Origin of the sequence: Segatella copri, from assembly GCF_019249765.2 — a bacterium.
GTDB classification, from domain to species: domain Bacteria; phylum Bacteroidota; class Bacteroidia; order Bacteroidales; family Bacteroidaceae; genus Prevotella; species Prevotella copri_K.
Map to the genome: position 1 here is coordinate 3,462,501 of NZ_CP152484.1, position 18,957 is coordinate 3,481,457.

The 18,957-nt window shown below is 41.7% G+C and carries 14 protein-coding genes and 1 pseudogene; 11 read left to right on the plus strand and 4 right to left on the minus strand.

Going from position 1 to position 18,957, the window contains the following annotated elements; genetic code table 11:
* Positions 1–298 precede the first annotated feature (298 nt).
* Positions 299–1,672 (plus strand): tyrosine-type recombinase/integrase, encoded by a 1,374-nt coding sequence (locus tag KUA46_RS14605; protein ID WP_153092656.1) that lies wholly within the window; start codon positions 299–301, stop codon positions 1,670–1,672.
* Between the two features lie 258 nt (positions 1,673–1,930).
* On the opposite strand, the gene KUA46_RS14610 is transcribed toward KUA46_RS14605, so the two are convergent.
* The 3 genes from KUA46_RS14610 to KUA46_RS14620 form a co-directional block, all read right to left on the minus strand.
* Positions 1,931–2,374: a hypothetical protein gene (locus KUA46_RS14610; protein ID WP_147347302.1), complete on the minus strand. Its 444-nt coding sequence runs from the start codon at positions 2,372–2,374 to the stop codon at positions 1,931–1,933.
* Positions 2,375–2,699: 325 nt separating this feature from the next.
* Positions 2,700–3,740 carry a transposase gene (locus KUA46_RS14615; RefSeq protein WP_004307676.1) on the minus strand — a complete coding sequence of 347 codons (1,041 nt, stop codon included), beginning with the start codon at positions 3,738–3,740 and terminating at the stop codon, positions 2,700–2,702.
* A 122-nt stretch (positions 3,741–3,862) separates the two neighbouring features.
* Entirely contained in the window at positions 3,863–4,825 is a 963-nt protein-coding gene (locus KUA46_RS14620) for a CfxA family broad-spectrum class A beta-lactamase (protein ID WP_118117378.1), read from the minus strand.
* A gap of 139 nt (positions 4,826–4,964) precedes the next feature.
* Here KUA46_RS14620 and KUA46_RS14625 point away from each other — a divergent pair, with 139 nt between their 5' ends.
* The 10 genes and pseudogenes from KUA46_RS14625 (at position 4,965) to priA (ending at position 17,072) form a co-directional block, all read left to right on the plus strand.
* The gene (locus KUA46_RS14625) at positions 4,965–6,251 is read left to right on the plus strand and encodes an IS1380 family transposase (RefSeq protein WP_153139710.1); all 1,287 of its coding nucleotides are present in this window, start codon (positions 4,965–4,967) and stop codon (positions 6,249–6,251) included.
* A gap of 594 nt (positions 6,252–6,845) precedes the next feature.
* A complete protein-coding gene (locus KUA46_RS14630) occupies positions 6,846–7,475 on the plus strand; it encodes a DUF6088 family protein (protein ID WP_153092397.1) in 630 nt (209 codons plus the stop codon).
* Entirely contained in the window at positions 7,444–8,460 is a 1,017-nt protein-coding gene (locus tag KUA46_RS14635; RefSeq protein WP_218487286.1) for a nucleotidyl transferase AbiEii/AbiGii toxin family protein, read from the plus strand. The genes KUA46_RS14630 and KUA46_RS14635 overlap by 32 nt, the downstream gene beginning before the upstream one ends.
* A gap of 81 nt (positions 8,461–8,541) precedes the next feature.
* Entirely contained in the window at positions 8,542–9,504 is a 963-nt protein-coding gene (locus KUA46_RS14640; RefSeq protein ID WP_218487287.1) for a PorP/SprF family type IX secretion system membrane protein, read from the plus strand.
* A 38-nt stretch (positions 9,505–9,542) separates the two neighbouring features.
* Complete coding sequence (locus tag KUA46_RS14645) at positions 9,543–11,003, plus strand: SUMF1/EgtB/PvdO family nonheme iron enzyme (RefSeq protein WP_218434859.1); 1,461 nt, start codon at positions 9,543–9,545, stop codon at positions 11,001–11,003.
* A gap of 5 nt (positions 11,004–11,008) precedes the next feature.
* Positions 11,009–11,740 carry a gliding motility protein GldL gene (gldL, locus tag KUA46_RS14650; RefSeq protein WP_218487288.1) on the plus strand — a complete coding sequence of 244 codons (732 nt, stop codon included), beginning with the start codon at positions 11,009–11,011 and terminating at the stop codon, positions 11,738–11,740.
* A gap of 228 nt (positions 11,741–11,968) precedes the next feature.
* Positions 11,969–12,865: pseudogene (gene gldM / locus KUA46_RS14655) on the plus strand (gliding motility protein GldM); the annotation flags it as partial.
* A 63-nt stretch (positions 12,866–12,928) separates the two neighbouring features.
* Positions 12,929–13,987 carry a gliding motility protein GldN gene (gldN, locus tag KUA46_RS14660; protein WP_153093115.1) on the plus strand — a complete coding sequence of 353 codons (1,059 nt, stop codon included), beginning with the start codon at positions 12,929–12,931 and terminating at the stop codon, positions 13,985–13,987.
* 28 nt (positions 13,988–14,015) lie between these two features.
* Complete coding sequence (locus tag KUA46_RS14665; protein WP_153093116.1) at positions 14,016–14,630, plus strand: outer membrane beta-barrel protein; 615 nt, start codon at positions 14,016–14,018, stop codon at positions 14,628–14,630.
* A 171-nt stretch (positions 14,631–14,801) separates the two neighbouring features.
* Entirely contained in the window at positions 14,802–17,072 is a 2,271-nt protein-coding gene (priA, locus tag KUA46_RS14670; protein ID WP_218487289.1) for a replication restart helicase PriA, read from the plus strand.
* A 125-nt stretch (positions 17,073–17,197) separates the two neighbouring features.
* Here priA and KUA46_RS14675 read toward each other — a convergent pair whose 3' ends face one another.
* Entirely contained in the window at positions 17,198–18,826 is a 1,629-nt protein-coding gene (locus KUA46_RS14675) for an OmpP1/FadL family transporter (RefSeq protein ID WP_217745859.1), read from the minus strand.
* Positions 18,827–18,957 lie beyond the last annotated feature (131 nt).

Sequence of the window (18,957 nt, forward strand, 5' to 3'; positions counted from 1 at the left end):
AGATAATGGAAATGAGCCATATAGGTGATTTCTCATGAAATTCCTATATGGCTTTTTGCCGTCTTTTACCGCCAATTTTACCGTTCTAATGGCCTTATTTTACATAATTAAATGATCAATAATCGGTATATCCTGAAATTCTTTCTTTTCTGATCGGTTAATTTCATCTTTTCTTCTCTTATTATTCTCCTTACTTCATACTAAAATCATCTGAAGTTTATAAAAAAGGAGTGATATGATAAACTTTTCTACTATCTTCGCGTACATAGTGCCATAATTAATAAAAAGGTATTTTAATATGGGAAGAATTTCAAGACTTTATCCGAAAGGACGATTGAGACTGCGTATACCAAAGATGGTGCAGTCTGGTAAAAAGTATCCATTGTATATAGAATACAATTGGCATGCTGATTCTATTCGTAAATCAACTGGTATAAGTGTGTCAGTAAAGGAATGGAATGAGAAAGGCTATTGCGGTATTGGTGAAATACGTGCCACGACTGATATTGACTATAAGTATTATAATCATGCTCTTCATAAGCGTATCGAAGACATAGATGTGAAGATACATAAGTATTATGAAATGCATCAACATATTACTTGTGATGTGATTCGATCTTTTCTCGAAGACAATGACAATGCTTTGCGACCTGATGAAGGAAAAGACTTCATAGAGTTTGCTAAAGAGTTGATGGAAAGACGTTATGAAAAAGGTAAGATAGGTTTCAGTACTTGCAAGAATGGTATTTCATATCTCAATCAGTTTGAGGAATACCTGTTGCTTGAACACAAAGGTACACATGGTGAGCATAAGGAATTCATTTATGTCTCAGATATTAGTGAAGACTTATTGCTTGACTTCCGTAAGTATCGACTCTTGGCAAAAAAGAAAGCAACAACAGTCAACAAGACTCTATGTCCGATTCTTCAGGCGTGTGAATATGCTTGTCAGTTAGGTTATATCTCTCATCAGCTTAATGCATCTCTCCAGGACTTGTATATGAAAGAAGAGGACCGGCTTGATGAAGAAGAGAGGAATATCAAGTATCTCACTGAAGAGAGACTTGCTGAGTTAGTTTCCGTTTATAATACCATCGAACAGCCTCGACGAAAAGAGTTTTTGGAGATGTGGCTGTTTGCCTTCCATGCTTGCGGTATGCGAATGGTTGATGTGATGACGCTCCGATGGAAAGACATTGATTTCAACAAGAATTTCATCAGTAAAATACAAGTCAAGACGAGAAACCGAAATACCATACCTTTGAGTGAACCACTCATTCGTATTCTTGAAAAATGGAAGGGTAGAAACAAAGTCTTTGTTTTTGATCTATTGCCAGAGAACTTCGATATAAATGACCATGAGGCGATATACCGTCGTAGAAATTCCTGGAATAATACCATCAATACTTCGCTTCGCTGTATATCTCATGATTTAAAATGGAATCAAGACTTGACTTTCCATGTATCAAGACACACTTGGGCAGTTTTAGCGCTTGCACACGGAGCTGAAATCAGTGAGATAAGCAGATTGTTAGGTCACGCTTCAACAGGCGTCACAGAGCGAGTTTATGCAGAATTCTTGCCAGACAACCTTGCGACTGTAGTAAGCAAACTTGGCTTCTGCTTCATTCCTGATATGAATGCCAAACAAAAGAAGGTGGTATCACGCTAAACAGAGTGATACCACCTTCGATCAAATTTGTAGCCTTTATAGTCGAAACTATCAGAATATCTTGTAGTCCTTGCCAGTAAGATTAGAAATTGGCTTGAATAAACGCAATAGAATGAGCCCTATCACGATAAATGCTATTCTGACTATTACTGAACCGCCCATAGTAAAACCGTGCCATACGAGGAAAATGGGTGAGCACATGAGGGCTACGATGATTAGGCACATTAGAGCTGCTAGAAATGTTTTTGGTCCCATACGTCAATAATCTAATGGAGCTATGAAATGATCATCAGGCAGGTCGTGAAAATGCTTGCCATCTGCATCATTGGTCACATATGTTTCGTTTTCTGGATCTTCTGTAGCGAAATAGATTTCCAAATCCTTGAAACGATTTTTGAGAAGAACGCGGAAGTCAGTAATCAATGCGAGTTCTTCCGCTTCTATATAGAGAAAGCCTTCTGAAAGTTCGCATTTCTTGATATTACCACAGAGATTGCAAGTCCCATAGTCCACACCAAGAGCTAAGATGATGTTTCCTTCCCAATCATCGGCCTCGTCTTCTTCCATAGCAGGGCGTTCTTTCTGTATGAAAGTCTGATAGAGGTCATATATCTCTTGCAACTCTTCTTGTTTTCCCACAATGTGGTAGCGTACTTTTATATTATGCATTTGGGATGCAAAGATAGCTAAATCTGATTCCATGTCTTGTCAATCGATTTCACTACTGTCCAATAAAAAAGGGCAATTCGATCTTTGAAACAGTTGAATTATAGTCTTTTATGCAGTATTTTGCAATGAAACGGACTTGATTTTGTACAATAGTTCGTTAATAATTCAATAATGTGCTAAGCAGCTATACGCTGTAAGCACGAGAGATCTTTGAAAATCTTGCTAATTAAAGTTCGGTTCGGGGTGTACCCGCTTGCTTTAAAAATTCGTTTCACCAGATAAATGTTGGTCATCAGTGACTTGAATGAAGACATAGAATATTCCATTCCCATCTCCTTCATAGTTACCTTGGCAACATTTAGTGATGTGAACGAAGCATTGAAAGCAAAATCGAGTTTCCACTTATCGCGAGCCTGGCAGTCCATAAGACCAGTATAGCCTTGGCGTCACGAAAGCAAAATTCGATCTGAAACCTGGTTCTATAATAAAGAAGTACCTCTTCACCCGAAAGTGAGGTGTCTGTAGAGAAGAATAGTTTCTTCTTGCCATTCGGCATCTGCCAGATGACAAGTCTAACTTTACACTTGAGTGCCTTGGAATAGGCAATCAAAGTATAAGCTGTTCCTTCTATATCTTTCATCTCCATCTTCTCCATTCGAGTGAGGTCAAGATTCTTCATATCAATCTTGCCATCCTTGGTCTTGGGGCGATCACGTTTTCCTGTACGTGGACCAGTATAGACATAAAAGAGACAAGCATTGTCACGAAAGCGGCTTATCAAAGAGAAACCTTCTTTCTTTATCCCATTAACAAATGTACTTGTAGAGAAGTAAGCATCTGCAACTATGAGGGTTGAGAGTTTAAGAAGTTCCTTGCGGTAACGCTTAATGACGCTGATATAGAAATCTACCATAGTCTTGTTTCTAAGACTCAGTTCTTTATTATTTAGCGACTGGTGGGCTCTTAACATCATGCAGTCTTTGGTATCAATATCAATGAGTCCAATACCCATGATTTCGAGACCATGTTTAACAGACTGAGCACATCCTGACCAAAAACGACCGATATGTGGTGTTTTCTTGCCAGCTTTACTGATGTAGCTGGGATCAATGGCAATAGCCCATCTTCCCTGTTTACCCAAGAAGCGCTTGGCAAGTGAGACATTAAGTTTGAGCCAATCAATGCACTTCGACTTTTTCAAGCCGAATGCGTTGCGATAGGTTTGCTCAACATGCAAGCCATACCTCCCCATTTGGGTGAAATTTATCTTTCTTGGTATTACCATGAACAAAATTATCACCTCGATGAGTATTTTCTCGAAACTTTTTGTTATCTTTGCAGCTGAATCTTCAACTGCATCTTTAAAGATATCCATATATTGGTCAAGTCCTGTATTCATGTAATATTGTATTTGTCGTGATCTACAAAGTTACTGAAAATCAGCGACTTGACCAACTTTTTACAGTTAAGTTTTCATAAGCACTTCTTAATATAAGTTATTGATTTACAGACGATTAAATATTAATTTAACGCAGTATTGATTAATAAAGAATATACTACCGCTGATATATGCGCAACAAATTGTGACGCTTGTGATTCATTTCCCTTGAAATCCTTAACAAATACAGCTAAGGTATAGCAGACCTTATTAGGCAGACATATATAGGCTACATCATTCTGAGCTGCAAGAATACCATTTTCATTGACATCACCAGAACCTGTCTTATGTGCTATTACAACCCCTTCTTTATCAAGAAGTGGAGCTACTATCCTATCTATACCTGTTTTACATTCTTTCAATGCATTCTTAATGAAATCTTGTTTCTCATTACTGATAAGACTTTCTGTAAACAAACGATTCATCAACATTGCAGCACCAAGAGGAGATGTGTAATTAGAGTAAGCTTTGTCATGGTCAGCGGACATTTCCTCTTCTGTATAAGCTATCTGAAAACTCGAATGTGGTATGAGTTTCGCTATAAAACTGTCTGTTTGTGCAGTATTGAGCATATTCTTAAACATGATATTGCTTGCATTATTGTCGCTCTGGGAAAGAGTATAGCGCAACAGATCTCTTACTGTCAACGATATAACTGGTGCTGAATAATCTTTCATCATAGGGCTCCATGTCTTTGGATCAAGTTTTTCCCTATTTATCTTTACCAAGGTATCAAGGGAAAGGCCTTTTTTGTCAAAATCATTGCAAAGAGCTAATGCCTGATGAACCTTAAATACACTCATCATAGGATAAATGCTTTTATTATTAACACTAACCGTATCTGTGTTATTAATAATAACCGCCACACCAATTTCACCAGGACAAGCCGAGACAATCTGAGAAATGCTATCAGTCAAAACATCTGTTAATGGAGGATTCGCGCTACCTTTTGTAGCTGATTTATGGGACAATGAGAACACCAAGATGAAGATGCAAACTAAAGCTATACACAAAACTACGATTTGCTTTTTTCTGTTTTTTTTCATGTTCCTTAATTCCGCAACACTATATTTAACATTATTTATAAGTGCCTGAGCAACAAAAAGTTACCCAGGATTTTGCCACGTCAGAATTTTCACTTACCTTAGTGTTGCGAAAAGAAGACAAGCAAAACTCTAATATGACATGGCAAAGATACAAATAAAATCTGAGAAACTCACTCCTTTTGGGGGAATTTTTTCGATTATGGAGCAATTTGATGCTCTTTTAGCTCAAACCATAGATTCCACCTTGGGATTGAGATGCACTATGTTTGGTTATCAATATAGCGAGATTCTACGCTCTCTGATGTGCGTATATCTTTGTGGTGGCTCATGTATTGAGGATGTTACAACTCACCTGATGAAACATTTGTCTCTTCATCCAACTCTTCGCACTTGCAGCGCAGACACCATATTACGTGCTATCGAAGAACTGACTTTTAAGAGCATCACCTATAAGTCTGCTTCTGGCAAATCCTATGATTTCAATACTGCAGACAAGATGAACTGCTTACTGGTCAATGCCCTGCTTGCTACTGGTCAATTGAAATCCGGTCAAGAGTATGATTTTGACTTTGACCATCAGTTCATTGAAACAGAGAAGTATGATGCAAAACCAACCTACAAGAAGTTCTTGGGCTATAGTCCAGGCGTAGCTGTCATTAACGACATGATTGTTGGTATTGAAAATAGAGACGGCAACACAAACGTGCGCTTCAACCAAAAAGAAACTTTGGAAAGAATCTTCAAGCGATTGGAGGCTTCGGAAATATATATTTCTCGTGCCCGCATGGATTGCGGCTCATGTTCGGAGGAAATCGTAGATATGGTAGAGGCTCATTGCAGGCATTTTTATATTCGTGCCAACAGATGCTCTTCTTTCTACGATTCCATGTTTGCCTTAACTGGATGGAAAACTGTTGAAATCAACGGTATTGAGTTTGAGTTGAATTCTATCCTTGTTGAGAAATGGAAAGGAAAACCGTATCGTCTTGTCATACAGAGACAAAGGCGAATAGATGGAGACCTTGACATTTGGGAAGGCGAATATACCTACAGATGTATACTGGCTAACGATTACAAGTCGAGTGCAAGAGACATCGTGGAATTCTACAATCTTCGTGGTGGCAAGGAACGCATCTTCGATGACATGAACAATGGCTTTGGCTGGAACCGATTGCCAAAATCGTTCATGGCACAGAATACTTTATTCCTGCTTATGACAGCTCTCATCAGAAACTTCTACAAAGCTATTATGCAGAGATTGAAAACCCATGAATTTGGATTGCGTGCCACCAGCAGAATCAAGACCTTTGTTTTCAAGTTCATCTCTGTTCCTGCGAAATGGATTAAGACATCACGTAGGCATGTATTGAACATTTACTCAGACAACAATGCTTATGCCAACCTGTTCAAGACAGACTTTGGTTAAAGACCATGCTTTTCTGGTTAAACCAGCGTATTACCTCAAGTCGCTTTATGGGGTAAGGGGATTTTGTGTCTGCGACATTTCTGTTGTGCAAGAAATATGTACAATAAAATGAATTTTGTCGCTTTGCAAGCAAAATCCCACTAAACCCTATAGGTTGCGGATTTGAGGTAAAGAAGGTTACACAAAAGAACAAATAGCGAAACTTATGTTTATAAATGGTCGTCATCGTAAGACTTCTGACTATTCTCTATATTGGCGAGCCGGAAACTCCATTGTCGTGCAGGTCTTGTCCGCAGTCTTTACTGCAATAATCAAGCAGTATCCAGATTCATTCGGAGAATTTGCCTGTATGTCTCTTAAAGAGTGAAAAACTGCCACGAAAAAAGAGTATCAACGTCGATATTATGCCAGTCATAAGGAAGAACTACAACGCAAGAGCCGTGAGTACCACAGACAGCTAAGAGTGAATAAAAATAAGTGATTGTGGAAAATATTTGCAAAGTTTTCTACATAAAAAAAGTTAATTAAATCGGCGGGGTGTTACACATATCGCTGATTTTTTGTATTTTTGCACCATTAAAGAAAGAAAACGATATGGCAGAAATAGCAAACCGTATATACGAGACAAGTGAAGGGCAGATTCTCTTCATCTCAGACTTCTCTGACATCAATGATAATGAGAAGGTGGTAAGTCGTGCACTTTCTGTAGAAGAAAAAAAGGGAAATATAGTTCGATTAGCTAATGGGGTTTATCTTCGCCCTAAGAATACCCGATTTGGGATAGTCTATCCATCAATAGATGAAATGGTGATGGCTATAGCCCAGCGAGATAAGGTACAAATACAACCTTCAGGAGTTACAGCGCTCAACAAACTTGGACTCTCAACACAGGTGCCTACAAAATATACTTATCTGACATCGGGAAGTGGAAGAGTCTTGACTCTAGGTAATCGGACTATAGAGTTGAAGAGAAGTGTTCCTAAGAACTTTGCTTTTCAGACAGTGTTGGCAGCGCTTCTTGTACAAGCTCTTAGAACATTAGGACAAAAGAATGTAGGTAATCAAGAACTCTCTACCATTAGAAAATTGGTCAATGAAGAGGAACATAAAGACTTGTTTGTACAAGATCTTACTCTCATGCCAGTATGGATGAGAAAGCTGATAACTGATATTATAGATAAAAACGAGTATTATGACACTTTGGTTAAATCACACAATAGATGAACGAATAGCAATGTTGCAACGTGCGGAAGAGAAGTTTCGTATTAATCAGGTTGCAATTGAAAAGGACTGGTGGGTAACTGTGGTGCTCAACGCTCTTTTCAAATGTTCATGTGCAGATCAACTCATCTTTAAGGGAGGTACAAGTCTCAGTAAAGGATGGAATTTGATAGAAAGATTCAGTGAGGATATAGATTTATCTGTAAACCATGAATTCTTCGGTATAGAGAAGACGACAAAGAATCAGCGTGAAAAACTTCGCAAGAAGGCACGTAGGTATTTTCTTGATACAGTTTCTGCAGAGTTGGATGAAAATCTAAAGAAACTTGGTGTGGAAGGATACTATATAGAAAATGTAGTAGAGGAATTTGATGAGGATGGTAAGGCAAGTCCTGTTGCAAGTGATAAGGATCCATCTGTCATTCTCGTTCATTATGAGTCTATGCTTGGTCATACGATAGAGTATATTCCGCCAAGAGTAAAGATAGAGATTAGTTGCTTGTCTATGAACGAGCCTACGGAAGACCGTTTGATTTCATCATATATTGAGCAGACTTTCCCTGGAGAAGATGCGGCGGCTACAGCTACTATCAGGACAGTTGTACCTACACGAACATTCCTGGAGAAGGCATTCCTGCTATGCGAGGAGTTTCAGAAACAGACTCCTCGTCATGTCCGAATGTCTAGACATCTTTATGATCTCGAACGCTTGATGGATACAGGATTTGGCAAACAAGCCCTGCAGGATATTGATTTGTATGAGCGTATAGTTAAGCATCGTTCCATATACTATGCTGTTGGGTATGTAGATTATTCTAAGTTGATGCCTAGTGAGATTGATTTCGTTCCTAGGCAAGAGTTGATGAAGGATTGGGAAGGTGATTATGCAGAGATGTGTAACCACTTTATCTATGGTCAGACTTTATCTTTCGAAAAACTTTTAGAGCGAATCAAGGAGTTGCAAGATAGGTTTAGAAAAGCCTTTTAGCGACTTTTACTCCTTAATAAAATGTTCAATATAAAAGTTGGAAGACTATAAGTGCTTGATGTTTCTTGCTTATATATAATAATGTGTAAGAAATTCCGTTATCTTATTGTGTTGAAAAGATTTATCATTATATGGATTCTGCTAGTGGGGGTGCTCGAAATGAGGGCACAGTATGATCCTTCCTTCAGTCATTATTTTGACCTGGAACCATCATTCAATCCTGCTGCTGTGGGTAAGCAGTCGAAACTCAATGTTACGGCGGCCTACGCACTTGATATGGCTGGATTCGAACATAACCCCCGTACCTTTCAGGTGGCGGCTGACATGCCTTTCTTCCTGTTCAATCACAGGCATGGAGTAGGCTTGTCGCTACAGAATGACCAGATTGGTCTTTTTACTCATCAGCGGCTGGCTTTACAGTATGCTTTGCAGAATAAACTCCTGGGTGGAACGCTGAGCGTGGGTGTACAAGGAGGTATGCTGAGTGAGAAGTTTGATGGTAGCAAGGTGGATTTGGGAGAAAGTGGTGACCCAGCCTTTTCTACTTCAGACGTAAATGGAAGCGGAATGGATTTGAGTCTGGGTCTGTATTACCAGCATAAGGCTTGGTATGTAGGACTTTCTGCCCAGCATCTTACATCGCCTACGATTAATCTAGGTGAGACCAACGAATTGAAAATAGATGCCACATATTATTTGACTGGTGGATACAATATTCGACTGAGAAATCCGTTCTTAACAATAAAGCCGTCTGTTCTTGTTACAACAGATGGTACCACATGGCGAGGCGACCTGACAGGAAGGTTAGTTTACCAATATGAGAAACGGATGTTGTATGGTGGAGTAACCTACAGTCCGGACAGATCGGTAACCATGCTGGTAGGCGGTAGTTTTCATGGGGTAGTGCTTGGTTACAGTTACGAGGCATACACCTCCAAACTCAGTGCCGGAAATGGCAGTCATGAACTCTTTGTAGGGTATCAGACCGATATCAACCTGACCAAGAAAGGCAGAAACCGCCATCAGAGCGTCAGAATATTATAATGTAAATAGAAATAAGAACATAGTAGAATCATAAAACAATGAAGAAAAGTATATTGCTCCTTAGTGCATTCGCTATATTGCTCACCTTGAGCGGCTGCTTCGGTGCCAAGCAAGCTTCTGTTGCAGGCAGAGGTGGCGAGGTGGTTGGCGTGAGCGGTAGAAGCTTTGTAGAGCCAGCCCCTTATGGTATGGTAAAGATAAACCGTGGCTTCCTGAAAATGGGAATGGAGACCCAAGACTCACTCTGGGGAATGAAAACACCACGCAAGGATGTGTCGGTGGATGGATTCTGGATGGATGATACCGAAATCACCAATTCAGAATATAAGCAGTTTGTGGCTTATGTGCGTGATTCTATTCTTCGTACCCGTCTGGCTGATCCTGCTTATGGAGGCGACGAGACTTACATGATTACTGAAGATAAGAATGGCGATCCGGTTACGCCTCATGTAAACTGGAAGAAAGCGCTTCCTAAGAAGCCTAATGAGGATGAGCAGAGAGCTTTTGAAAGTTTGTATGAAACCAATCCGGTTACAGGAGAAAAACTCATCGACTGGCGCCAGCTCAACTATAAATACGAAATCTATGATTATACAGCTGCGGCTCAGCGTAAGTTCCGCCTGAATCCACAGGAACGTACCCTTAACACCGATGTGAAGATAAATCCGGACGAGGTGGTGATGATTTCGAAAGATACCGCTTATTACGATGATGAGGGTAGAGTGGTGCGTGAGACTATCAACCGTCCGCTTTCAGGACCATGGGATTTCCTGAATACCTATATCGTGAATGTTTATCCTGACACTACCTGTTGGGTAAACGACTTCAGAAATGCAGAGAATGAAACCTATCTGAGAAGTTATTTCAGCAATCCTGCGTATAATGACTATCCGGTAGTCGGTGTTACCTGGGAACAGGCAAATGCCTTCTGTGCCTGGAGAACAGACTATCTGTTGAAGGGCTTAGGTCCTGAAGCAAGATATGTGCAGCGTTACCGTCTGCCAACCGAGGCAGAATGGGAATATGCTGCAAGAGGCAAGAACCAGAATGAATTTCCTTGGGACAATGCGGATGTAAAGAACGGGGATGGTTGTTTTTATGCTAATTTCAAACCAGACAGGGGCAACTATACCAAAGACGGCAACCTGATAACCAGCAAGGTGGCTATCTATTCGCCAAATTCTAATGGACTTTACGATATGGCTGGTAATGTGGCAGAGTGGACAAGTACCGTTTATACAGAGGCGGGTGTTGACGCAATGAGCGATTTTAACCCAACTTTACAGTATAATGCTGCCATAGAAGATCCTTACCGTTTGAAGAAGAAGAGTGTAAGAGGTGGTTCCTGGAAAGACCCTGAGTCGTTTATCCGTTCGGCATGGCGCACTTTCGAGTACCAGAATCAGCCTCGCTCATACATCGGATTCCGTTGCGTGAGAAGTCTTGCTACTACGGCAAGCGGAAAACAGAAACCATTGAAGAATAAGAATAGGAGATAAATAATATGAGCTATTATAGCAAATTCAATATCGTATACCGCTTGCAGAAGTGGATGGATAGTGTGCCGGGTCAGACATTCCTTAACTATGCTTACAGTTGGGGTGCCTCTATCGTAATCGCTGGTACCCTCTTTAAGTTGACCCATCTTCCTGGTGCCAATTTCATGCTTTTCTTAGGTATGGGAACCGAGATTCTCGTGTTCTTCCTTTCTGCTTTTGACCGTCCTTTCGACAAGACTGCCGAAGGTAGAGACTTGCCTACCCATGCTACAGAGGAGTATCTGGAAGGAAAGGTGTCGGCTGAAGAAATGATGACTGCCAAGAATCGTTCTGAAACCATTCAACCTCAGGTTGCTTCTCCTGTCTCTCCTGTAATGACTGCTGCGCCAGAACTGACTCCACTTAATCCTGAGGTGGTGGAAGTTCAGAACAGCTACGTAGAACAGTTGAAGAGCCTGGTAGAAACCTTGAGTAAGGTAAACGAACAGAGTAGCCGACTGACTCGTGACAGCGAGGAGATGGAGAATCTGAACCGTACCTTGACAGGTATCAGCAGAGTATACGAGATGCAGCTGAAGAGTGCCAGCCAGCAGATTGGTACCATTGACCAGATCAATGAGCAGACCAAGATGATGGCAAAGCAGATAGAACAGTTGAACAAGATTTATACCCGTATGATTGATGCCATGACCATCAATATGCGTGTGGCGGCTCCTCATGTAACAAGTGAAGAGTAAAGACGAAGAAAATAAATAGAATCAAGCAAATTTATATCCATGGCAATCAAGAAAAGACCGGTTTCGCCTCGCCAGAAGATGATTAACCTGATGTATGTCATCCTGATGGCTATGTTGGCGCTGAATACTCCTACAGATGAGGAATTCGGTGTCAAAGGCAAGTCTGTTGTCGAGAAAATCAAGAAAAGTCTTGCCGATGATGGGAAGAAATCGGATGAGGAGAAGAAAAATATAGATCTGGTAGAACTGAATGTGAATGAACTCGATGCATTCGTTATTCCGGAGAAAACAACCCTCTATGCCGGTGAACGTTTCAATTCGCATGTGGTGATGGCTGCAATAGACAGTACACAGCGCCCGGAAATCTATGTGAATGGTAGCAGGCTGAATGCCGAGAATGGCAGATACAGTTTTGTGGCAGGTGGCGTAGGTGAGCATCAGTTTGGCGGTTACATTCTGATGAGAGGCAAGAATGGCGAGATGATGCGACGCAATTTCGTTCAGAAATACACCGTATTGCCTGTTCCTAATACAGCTACCGTTGCTGCCGACCTGATGAATGTGCTCTATGCAGGCTATGCCAATCCTATCAGCATCAGCGTTCCTGGTGTTCCGGCAAATGCTATCTCTGCAACCATGACAGGTGGTTCTTTCGTAGCTAAGGGCAATGGTCATTTCGTGGCTAAACCTTCAGCGGTGGGTAAGGATGTTACTATCCATGTGACAGCCCGCGATAAGGGACAGGTGAGAAGTCTGCCTCCATTCGTATTCCATGTAAGAAAACTTCCTGACCCAACAGCTTATATTGCGATGGGTACAGATAGATTTAGAGGTGGTGCTCTATCGAAAGGTGCTCTGATGGGTGCTCCAGGCATTCATGCAGCCATAGATGACGGACTCCTTGATATTCCGTTTAAGGTGCTGGGCTTCGAAACCGTATTCTTCGATAATATGGGAAATGCCATACCTTTGGCTTCGGCGGGTTCCAATTTCTCAGAACGACAGCGCGAAGAGTTCAGAAAACTGTCAAGAAACCGACGCTTCTATATCTCGCATATCAAGGCTGTAGGTCCTGATGGAATTACCCGAAATCTGCCGGCAGCAATGGAAGTTATCGTCAGGTAAGTGAAGAGTTCAACGGCTTTACTTATCATAAAGTTCAAAGTTCAATGTTCAAAGTTCAATGTAATGAAAAAGATATTATTCATATTCATGCTTTTGGGAATGGTGCAGAGCATCATGGCACAGCCAGCGGCTCGCAGAAAGCAGGCTCAGCAAAAGGCACAACAGTCGAATGCTGACAATATGACCTTGCGTGCCAAACTTTATTTCCCTACAGCCATCCCGATGGATGAGGACGTGGTTTGGAGAAGAGACATCTATCGTGAACTCAATCTCACAGATGATGCCAATGCAGCCTTGTATTATCCTGTAGAGCCAACAGATGGTAAGATGAATCTCTTTACCTATATCTTTAAACTGATGTTTACGGGTAGAGTGCCTGTTTATCAGTATCGTATGGATGGTAATGAAGATTTTTCTGCTGCCAACCGTCTTACTCCGAAAGCATTCGTAGATAATTATCATATCTACTACGAGAAGACTGATAATGGAAAGGTGCATATTGATGACAGCGATATTCCATCTGCAGAAGTGAAGGCGTACTATGTGAAGGAGACTTCTTATTATGACCAGAAAACTGCTTCTTTCCATACCAAGGTATTGGCTTTGTGCCCTATTATGACCCGTAATGATGACTTTGGAGATGTAGGAAACAAGTATCCGCTCTTCTGGGTGAAGTATGATGACTTAGCTCCTTTCCTGGCTAAGCAGCAGCTGATGACCAGTAATGTGAACAATGCTGCTGTGATGAGTGCAGAAGATTATTTTACCAAGAATCTGTATCGGGGTAAAATCTACAAAACCAACAATATGCAGGGAAATACCCTGGCACAATACTGTCCTTCGGATACGGCCATGGCGAAGGAACAGAAACGCATAGAAGCTGAGTTGGCTGCCTTTGAGAAGAATATCTGGGGTAATCAGGCTCGGAAGGATTCGCTTGACAGTATTGCCAAGGCAGAAAAGAATATGGATGCCAAGACTCTGAAGAAAAGCCGTAACAGAAGAAGTGGTTCTGCATCTAAATCGGCTAAGACTTCTACTGTTAAAAAACGCAGATCAGGAGGAAGCAATATTTCTTCTGGTGGCTCAGCTAGAGTAACGGTTCGTAGAGAGCGTCATTAATTTATATAAGAATTAAAGTAAATATAGAATGAAGAAAGTTTTATCAGTATTAATGGTTGTAGCAGCCATGATGTTTGCTACAAATGCTAATGCCCAGATTAAGTTTGGTTTGAAGGGCGGTTTGGATGTTACTAACATGTCTTTGAGTAACGATGTATTCGATGCATCTAACAAGACAGGTTTCTTTGTTGGTCCAATGGTAAAGGTTACTATCCCTATTGTTGGCTTGAGTTTTGATGCTGCTGCCTTGTACGATCAGAAGGAAGCTAAGGTGTCTGTAAATGATGCAGAGACAACAATGACTCAGAAATCTCTTAATATTCCTGTAAACGTACGTTATGGTTTCGGCTTGAGCAGCTTGGCTAATGTTTTCGTTTTCGCTGGTCCACAGTGGGGCATCAATGTTGGTGACAAGAACTTCAAGTGGAATGATAATAGTTCTTATTCTTTGAAGAAATCTAACTTCAGCGTAAACGTAGGTCTGGGTGTTACCCTGCTGAGCCATCTCCAGCTCTCTGCAAACTACAACATCGCTTGCGGTAAGACTGCAGATGCAACCTGGAAGGATGTAAGCAGCAATGTTACTGAGAAGGGTAACAGTAAGAATAACAGTTGGCAGATTGCTTTGGGTTATTGGTTCTAATCTTGCAAAAGAACAGGGCAGATTATGGGTGAGAACATCGTATAGTCTCGCCTAGTACATCTTAAAATATATAAAAGCAGGTATCCGATGATGGGTATCTGCTTTTTTTTTGCTAACTTTGCAAGTCGAAAGTCTGAATGGTGGATATTTCAAGGTTAAAGAAGATTAGATATGAAATATGTAGATGTGATATTACCCCTTCCGCTCGACGGAACCTTTACTTATTCTGTCCCTGATGGGATGGAAGGGAAAGTTGTGCCTGGGGTACGCTTGCTGGTTCCTCTTGGTAAAAGTAAGAAATATATCGCAATGGCTACCCGGCTGCATGATGATAAGCCTGCATTCTCCTGCAAACCTGTCGAGGCGGTACTTGACAATACGCCTTCGCTGTTGCCTCAGCAGATGAGATTGTGGCAATGGATTGGCTATTATTATATGGCTCCGTTAGGCGATGTCTTTAATGCTGCTATGCCTGGTGGTCTGAAGTCTACAGAGAAATTCAAGCCCAAGATGGAACTCTATGTAGAACTTGCCAGTACGTACCGTAGTGAGCAGGCACTTCATGTAGCGCTCAACCTGGTGCAGAGAGCCTTGAAGCAAGCCAAAACTTTAACCACCTTTCTGAGTCTCTCGCATTGGGACAGTCTTGATGGCGATACGCCTAGGGAAGGCATAAAAAAAGTGACCAAGGAAGAACTGATGAATGAGAGCCATTGTACGGATGCTGTTGTCAAGGCACTTATCAATAGAGGAATCCTTGTTACGTATAAATTGGAAATAGGACGATTGAATACGAATGGAGAATCTCATCTAGACCTGATTAAACCTCTCTCCTTGGCTCAGCAAGATGCCTATAATGGTATCCTGATGCAAATGATGAAAAAGGATGTTGTATTGCTTCATGGTGTGACATCCAGCGGAAAGACGGAAATCTACATTCATCTTATCAGAAAAGCCATAGAGGAACATAAGCAGGTGCTCTATCTTCTGCCGGAAATCGCTCTGACCGTACAAATCATGGAGCGCCTTCATAGAGTTTTCGGCGACCGGCTGGGCATCTACCATTCTAAATATAGTGATGCTGAGCGTGTAGAAATCTGGCAGAAACAACTCTCTGATCAGCCCTATGATGTAATCCTGGGTGCAAGAAGTGCCGTCTTCCTGCCTTTTAAGAATTTGGGACTCGTCATCATAGACGAAGAGCACGAGACTTCCTTCAAACAACAGGATCCCGCTCCGCGCTACCATGCCAGAAGTGCTGCCATTGTGCTTGCCAAGATGTATGGGGCTAAGACTTTATTGGGTACGGCTACGCCTTCGATGGAGAGTTATTATAATGCGCAGCAAGGCAAGTATGGACTGGTAGAGCTGAAGACAAGATACAAAGGTATTCAGTTGCCGGAAATTCAGGTGGTAGATGTAAAAGACTTGCGCCGCCGTAAGATGATGAGCGGTCCTTTCTCTCCACAGCTTTTGGCTGCAGTAAGAGAGGCTTTGAAGAATGGGCAACAGGCAATCCTCTTTCAGAATCGTCGTGGTTTTGCGCCGATGGTTGAATGTAAGGTATGTGGTTGGGTGCCGAAATGTAAGAACTGTGATGTCTCGCTTACGTTGCATAAGAGTATCAACCTGCTGACTTGCCATTATTGTGGTTACACTTATCCGGTTCCTACGGAATGTCCTAACTGTGGCAGTACGGAAATCATGGGACGTGGTTTTGGTACCGAGAAGATAGAAGACCAGATAGCGGAAATCTTTCCGGAAGCCAAGATTGCCAGAATGGATTTGGATACAACACGTACACGAAATGCCTACGAACGTCTTATCGCAGACTTCTCTGAAGGCAGGACGAATCTTCTCATAGGCACGCAAATGGTTTCTAAGGGTCTTGATTTCGATAAGGTGAGTGTAGTTGGCATCCTGAATGCTGATTCAATGCTCAACTATCCCGATTTCCGCGCCTACGAGCATGCTTTCATGATGATGGCACAGGTGAGTGGTAGAGCAGGAAGAAAAGGTAAGCGTGGCTTGGTGATTCTACAGACCAAGAATCCTACCTTGCCTGTAATCGGACAGGTGGTGAATAATGATTATGAAGGCTTGTATCAGGGTATTCTGGAGGAGAGAAGAACTTTTCATTATCCACCTTTCTTCCACCTGATTAATGTGTATGTAAAACATAAATATGATAAGGTATGCGAACAGGCTAGCCATGAGCTCAGCAAAACGCTGAGAAGCTGGTTTGGCGAGCGTGTGTTGGGACCCGATAAACCTGCTGTGGCAAGGGTTAAGACGATGAACATCCGAAAGATTGTTATCAAACTGGAAAATGGTATTGACCAGCAGAAGGTAAGAGAATATCTGAAGTTTGCTCAGCAACAGATGGGAAAGGATCCGAGATATGGAGCTCTGCAGATTTATTATGATGTAGACCCATTGTAGTCTCTTGCCCCTCCTTTTCTCTGGCAGAATGGTAGAAAATAAGATTGGTAAATAAAATGAAAAAGGCTATCCGTTACTTGTTGCAAGAACGGGTAGCCTTTTAATTATGATAATTGTAGTTATGTTTAGAAGTTGATGTCAAGACCTACTGCGAATACGTTGTTGTTACGTGTGTAGTCTGAACTGTAGGTCTTTCCTATTTGTTCTACCTTCTCAGAGGTCTTCTTGTGCTGATAGAAGGTGTGGAAATAAGCCACGTTCAAGTGCATCTTCTTATTGATGTGGTATACACCACCAACTGCTACAGAGTTTGAACTGACAACGAATGATTTGTCGTCCATGTATCTTTTTGAAGCTGGTGTGTCAAGGTTCTCATCAGGCAAACCATAGTTGGTGTTCTGCCAGCCTGTACTCAAGGTAATCTTCTTGTTTACGTCTACCTCGACACCTGCGTTGTACTCCAATGTACCACGCTTTAACTTCTCCTGTCGGTTGTTGTAAGATGTAGCGTGCTTGTCATCGAACCAATGGAAACCTACGTTTACGCGTACTGCATTTACAGGGCTGTAACCTACACCGAGTGCCAGATAAGCAGGAATATCACCCGCAATCTTCTTGCCATCCTCATATTCACCGATAGCCTCTTCGAGCTCTGTGTCGAACTGAGTCTTCAAGCCAGCCATTGTCTTTACTACATCACCGTTAGTCAAAACTGCTTGAGTAGTATTTGTTGCAGTGGCTAGAGCTTTCTCTGGAGTCATACCCTTATTTGTGAACACCTGAGTCAATGTTCCAACCATCTGTCTGGACAAGTTGTCTGGGAGAGCACTGATACTAGGAGCCTGATTTACAGACTTGTTCTTCAAACGTATACGAGTCTTGAACTCATATTTTGCAGAGAAGTTCCACTTGCCAGTCTTGAAGTCCACACCGATGATAGGAGTAAAGCCGATGCCGCTCTGGTCACAGCTCAATTCAATGTTGGCTGCATTTTCCTTGTTAGGGTCGAGTACCTTGTAAAGAGGCATGTTGCCTACCTTGATGTTTTCAACATATCCATAGTAGTTTGTTGAAGCATAGACACCACGTACGCCTGCAAATGCGCTGAAATTGTCGCTGAATTTGTATGCAGCGCCTACAGAGAGACCATAATAGTACTGACGTCCATGCATATAGCTATTGTAACTATATTCGCCTCTCTGACCGAAAGCTTGGTCGGTTGTAAACATTTGCATTCCTGGCTGTCCAAGTGTATTGCCCAATACGTTGTCAACAGTTCTTGCCAAACCGCAAGCAGCCATTGCTGTCTCAGCTACGATCTTCTCGAAAGAGCCCAGACCATTATCGAAGGTACACTTGCCGCCGCCACCTGTGAGGGCGAAGCTAGCCTGAAGTGACCAGCTACCTTTATTATAAGCATACTGGAATGAAGGGATGACAGGCGCAAAAGCCTCACCCTTGAAAGTACGAGGAGTAATAGGATTGTTCACATTGTTTTTGAACAGAGCATAATCATTTTCTATGCTACGTGTCTGGTAAGCCAACTGCCAGTTGATGGCGAGATGGTGACCTTCACCCATGAATACAACTCCGGCTGGATTATAATAAACACCGTCGATACCAATTGAAGCCTCACGGCTCATCATTCTGTTGAATGCTACATGTTGATTGGTGTTGGTGAGCAAACCGCCTGCAAAAGATGGGGTTGCACAAGCCATCGCAATGGCTAAACTAACTAATTTTAGTTTCTTCATCTTAATAATATTAAATAAAAACGTCCGCAAAGGTAATTATAATGTTCTATTTCACTATTGATTTTATTAAATATTTAAAGCATATTAACGCAAAAAGCCCTTTCTCTTGCACAGATTTTAAAAACTGTGCA

Excerpts from the sequence above, each read along its gene's own strand:
- KUA46_RS14675 (WP_217745859.1), bottom strand. The coding sequence starts at position 18,826 with ATGAAGAAACTAAAATTAGTTAGTTTAGCCATTGCGATGGCTTGTGCA.
- KUA46_RS14610 (WP_147347302.1), bottom strand. The coding sequence starts at position 2,374 with ATGGAATCAGATTTAGCTATCTTTGCATCCCAAATGCATAATATAAAA.
- KUA46_RS14615 (WP_004307676.1), bottom strand. The coding sequence starts at position 3,740 with ATGAATACAGGACTTGACCAATATATGGATATCTTTAAAGATGCAGTT.
- gldL (WP_218487288.1), top strand. The coding sequence starts at position 11,009 with ATGAGCTATTATAGCAAATTCAATATCGTATACCGCTTGCAGAAGTGG.
- KUA46_RS14630 (WP_153092397.1), top strand. The coding sequence starts at position 6,846 with ATGGCAGAAATAGCAAACCGTATATACGAGACAAGTGAAGGGCAGATT.
- KUA46_RS14640 (WP_218487287.1), top strand. The coding sequence starts at position 8,542 with ATGTGTAAGAAATTCCGTTATCTTATTGTGTTGAAAAGATTTATCATT.
- KUA46_RS14605 (WP_153092656.1), top strand. The coding sequence starts at position 299 with ATGGGAAGAATTTCAAGACTTTATCCGAAAGGACGATTGAGACTGCGT.
- gldN (WP_153093115.1), top strand. The coding sequence starts at position 12,929 with ATGAAAAAGATATTATTCATATTCATGCTTTTGGGAATGGTGCAGAGC.
- KUA46_RS14620 (WP_118117378.1), bottom strand. The coding sequence starts at position 4,825 with ATGAAAAAAAACAGAAAAAAGCAAATCGTAGTTTTGTGTATAGCTTTA.
- KUA46_RS14665 (WP_153093116.1), top strand. The coding sequence starts at position 14,016 with ATGAAGAAAGTTTTATCAGTATTAATGGTTGTAGCAGCCATGATGTTT.
- KUA46_RS14635 (WP_218487286.1), top strand. The coding sequence starts at position 7,444 with ATGACACTTTGGTTAAATCACACAATAGATGAACGAATAGCAATGTTG.
- priA (WP_218487289.1), top strand. The coding sequence starts at position 14,802 with ATGAAATATGTAGATGTGATATTACCCCTTCCGCTCGACGGAACCTTT.
- KUA46_RS14625 (WP_153139710.1), top strand. The coding sequence starts at position 4,965 with ATGGCAAAGATACAAATAAAATCTGAGAAACTCACTCCTTTTGGGGGA.
- KUA46_RS14645 (WP_218434859.1), top strand. The coding sequence starts at position 9,543 with ATGAAGAAAAGTATATTGCTCCTTAGTGCATTCGCTATATTGCTCACC.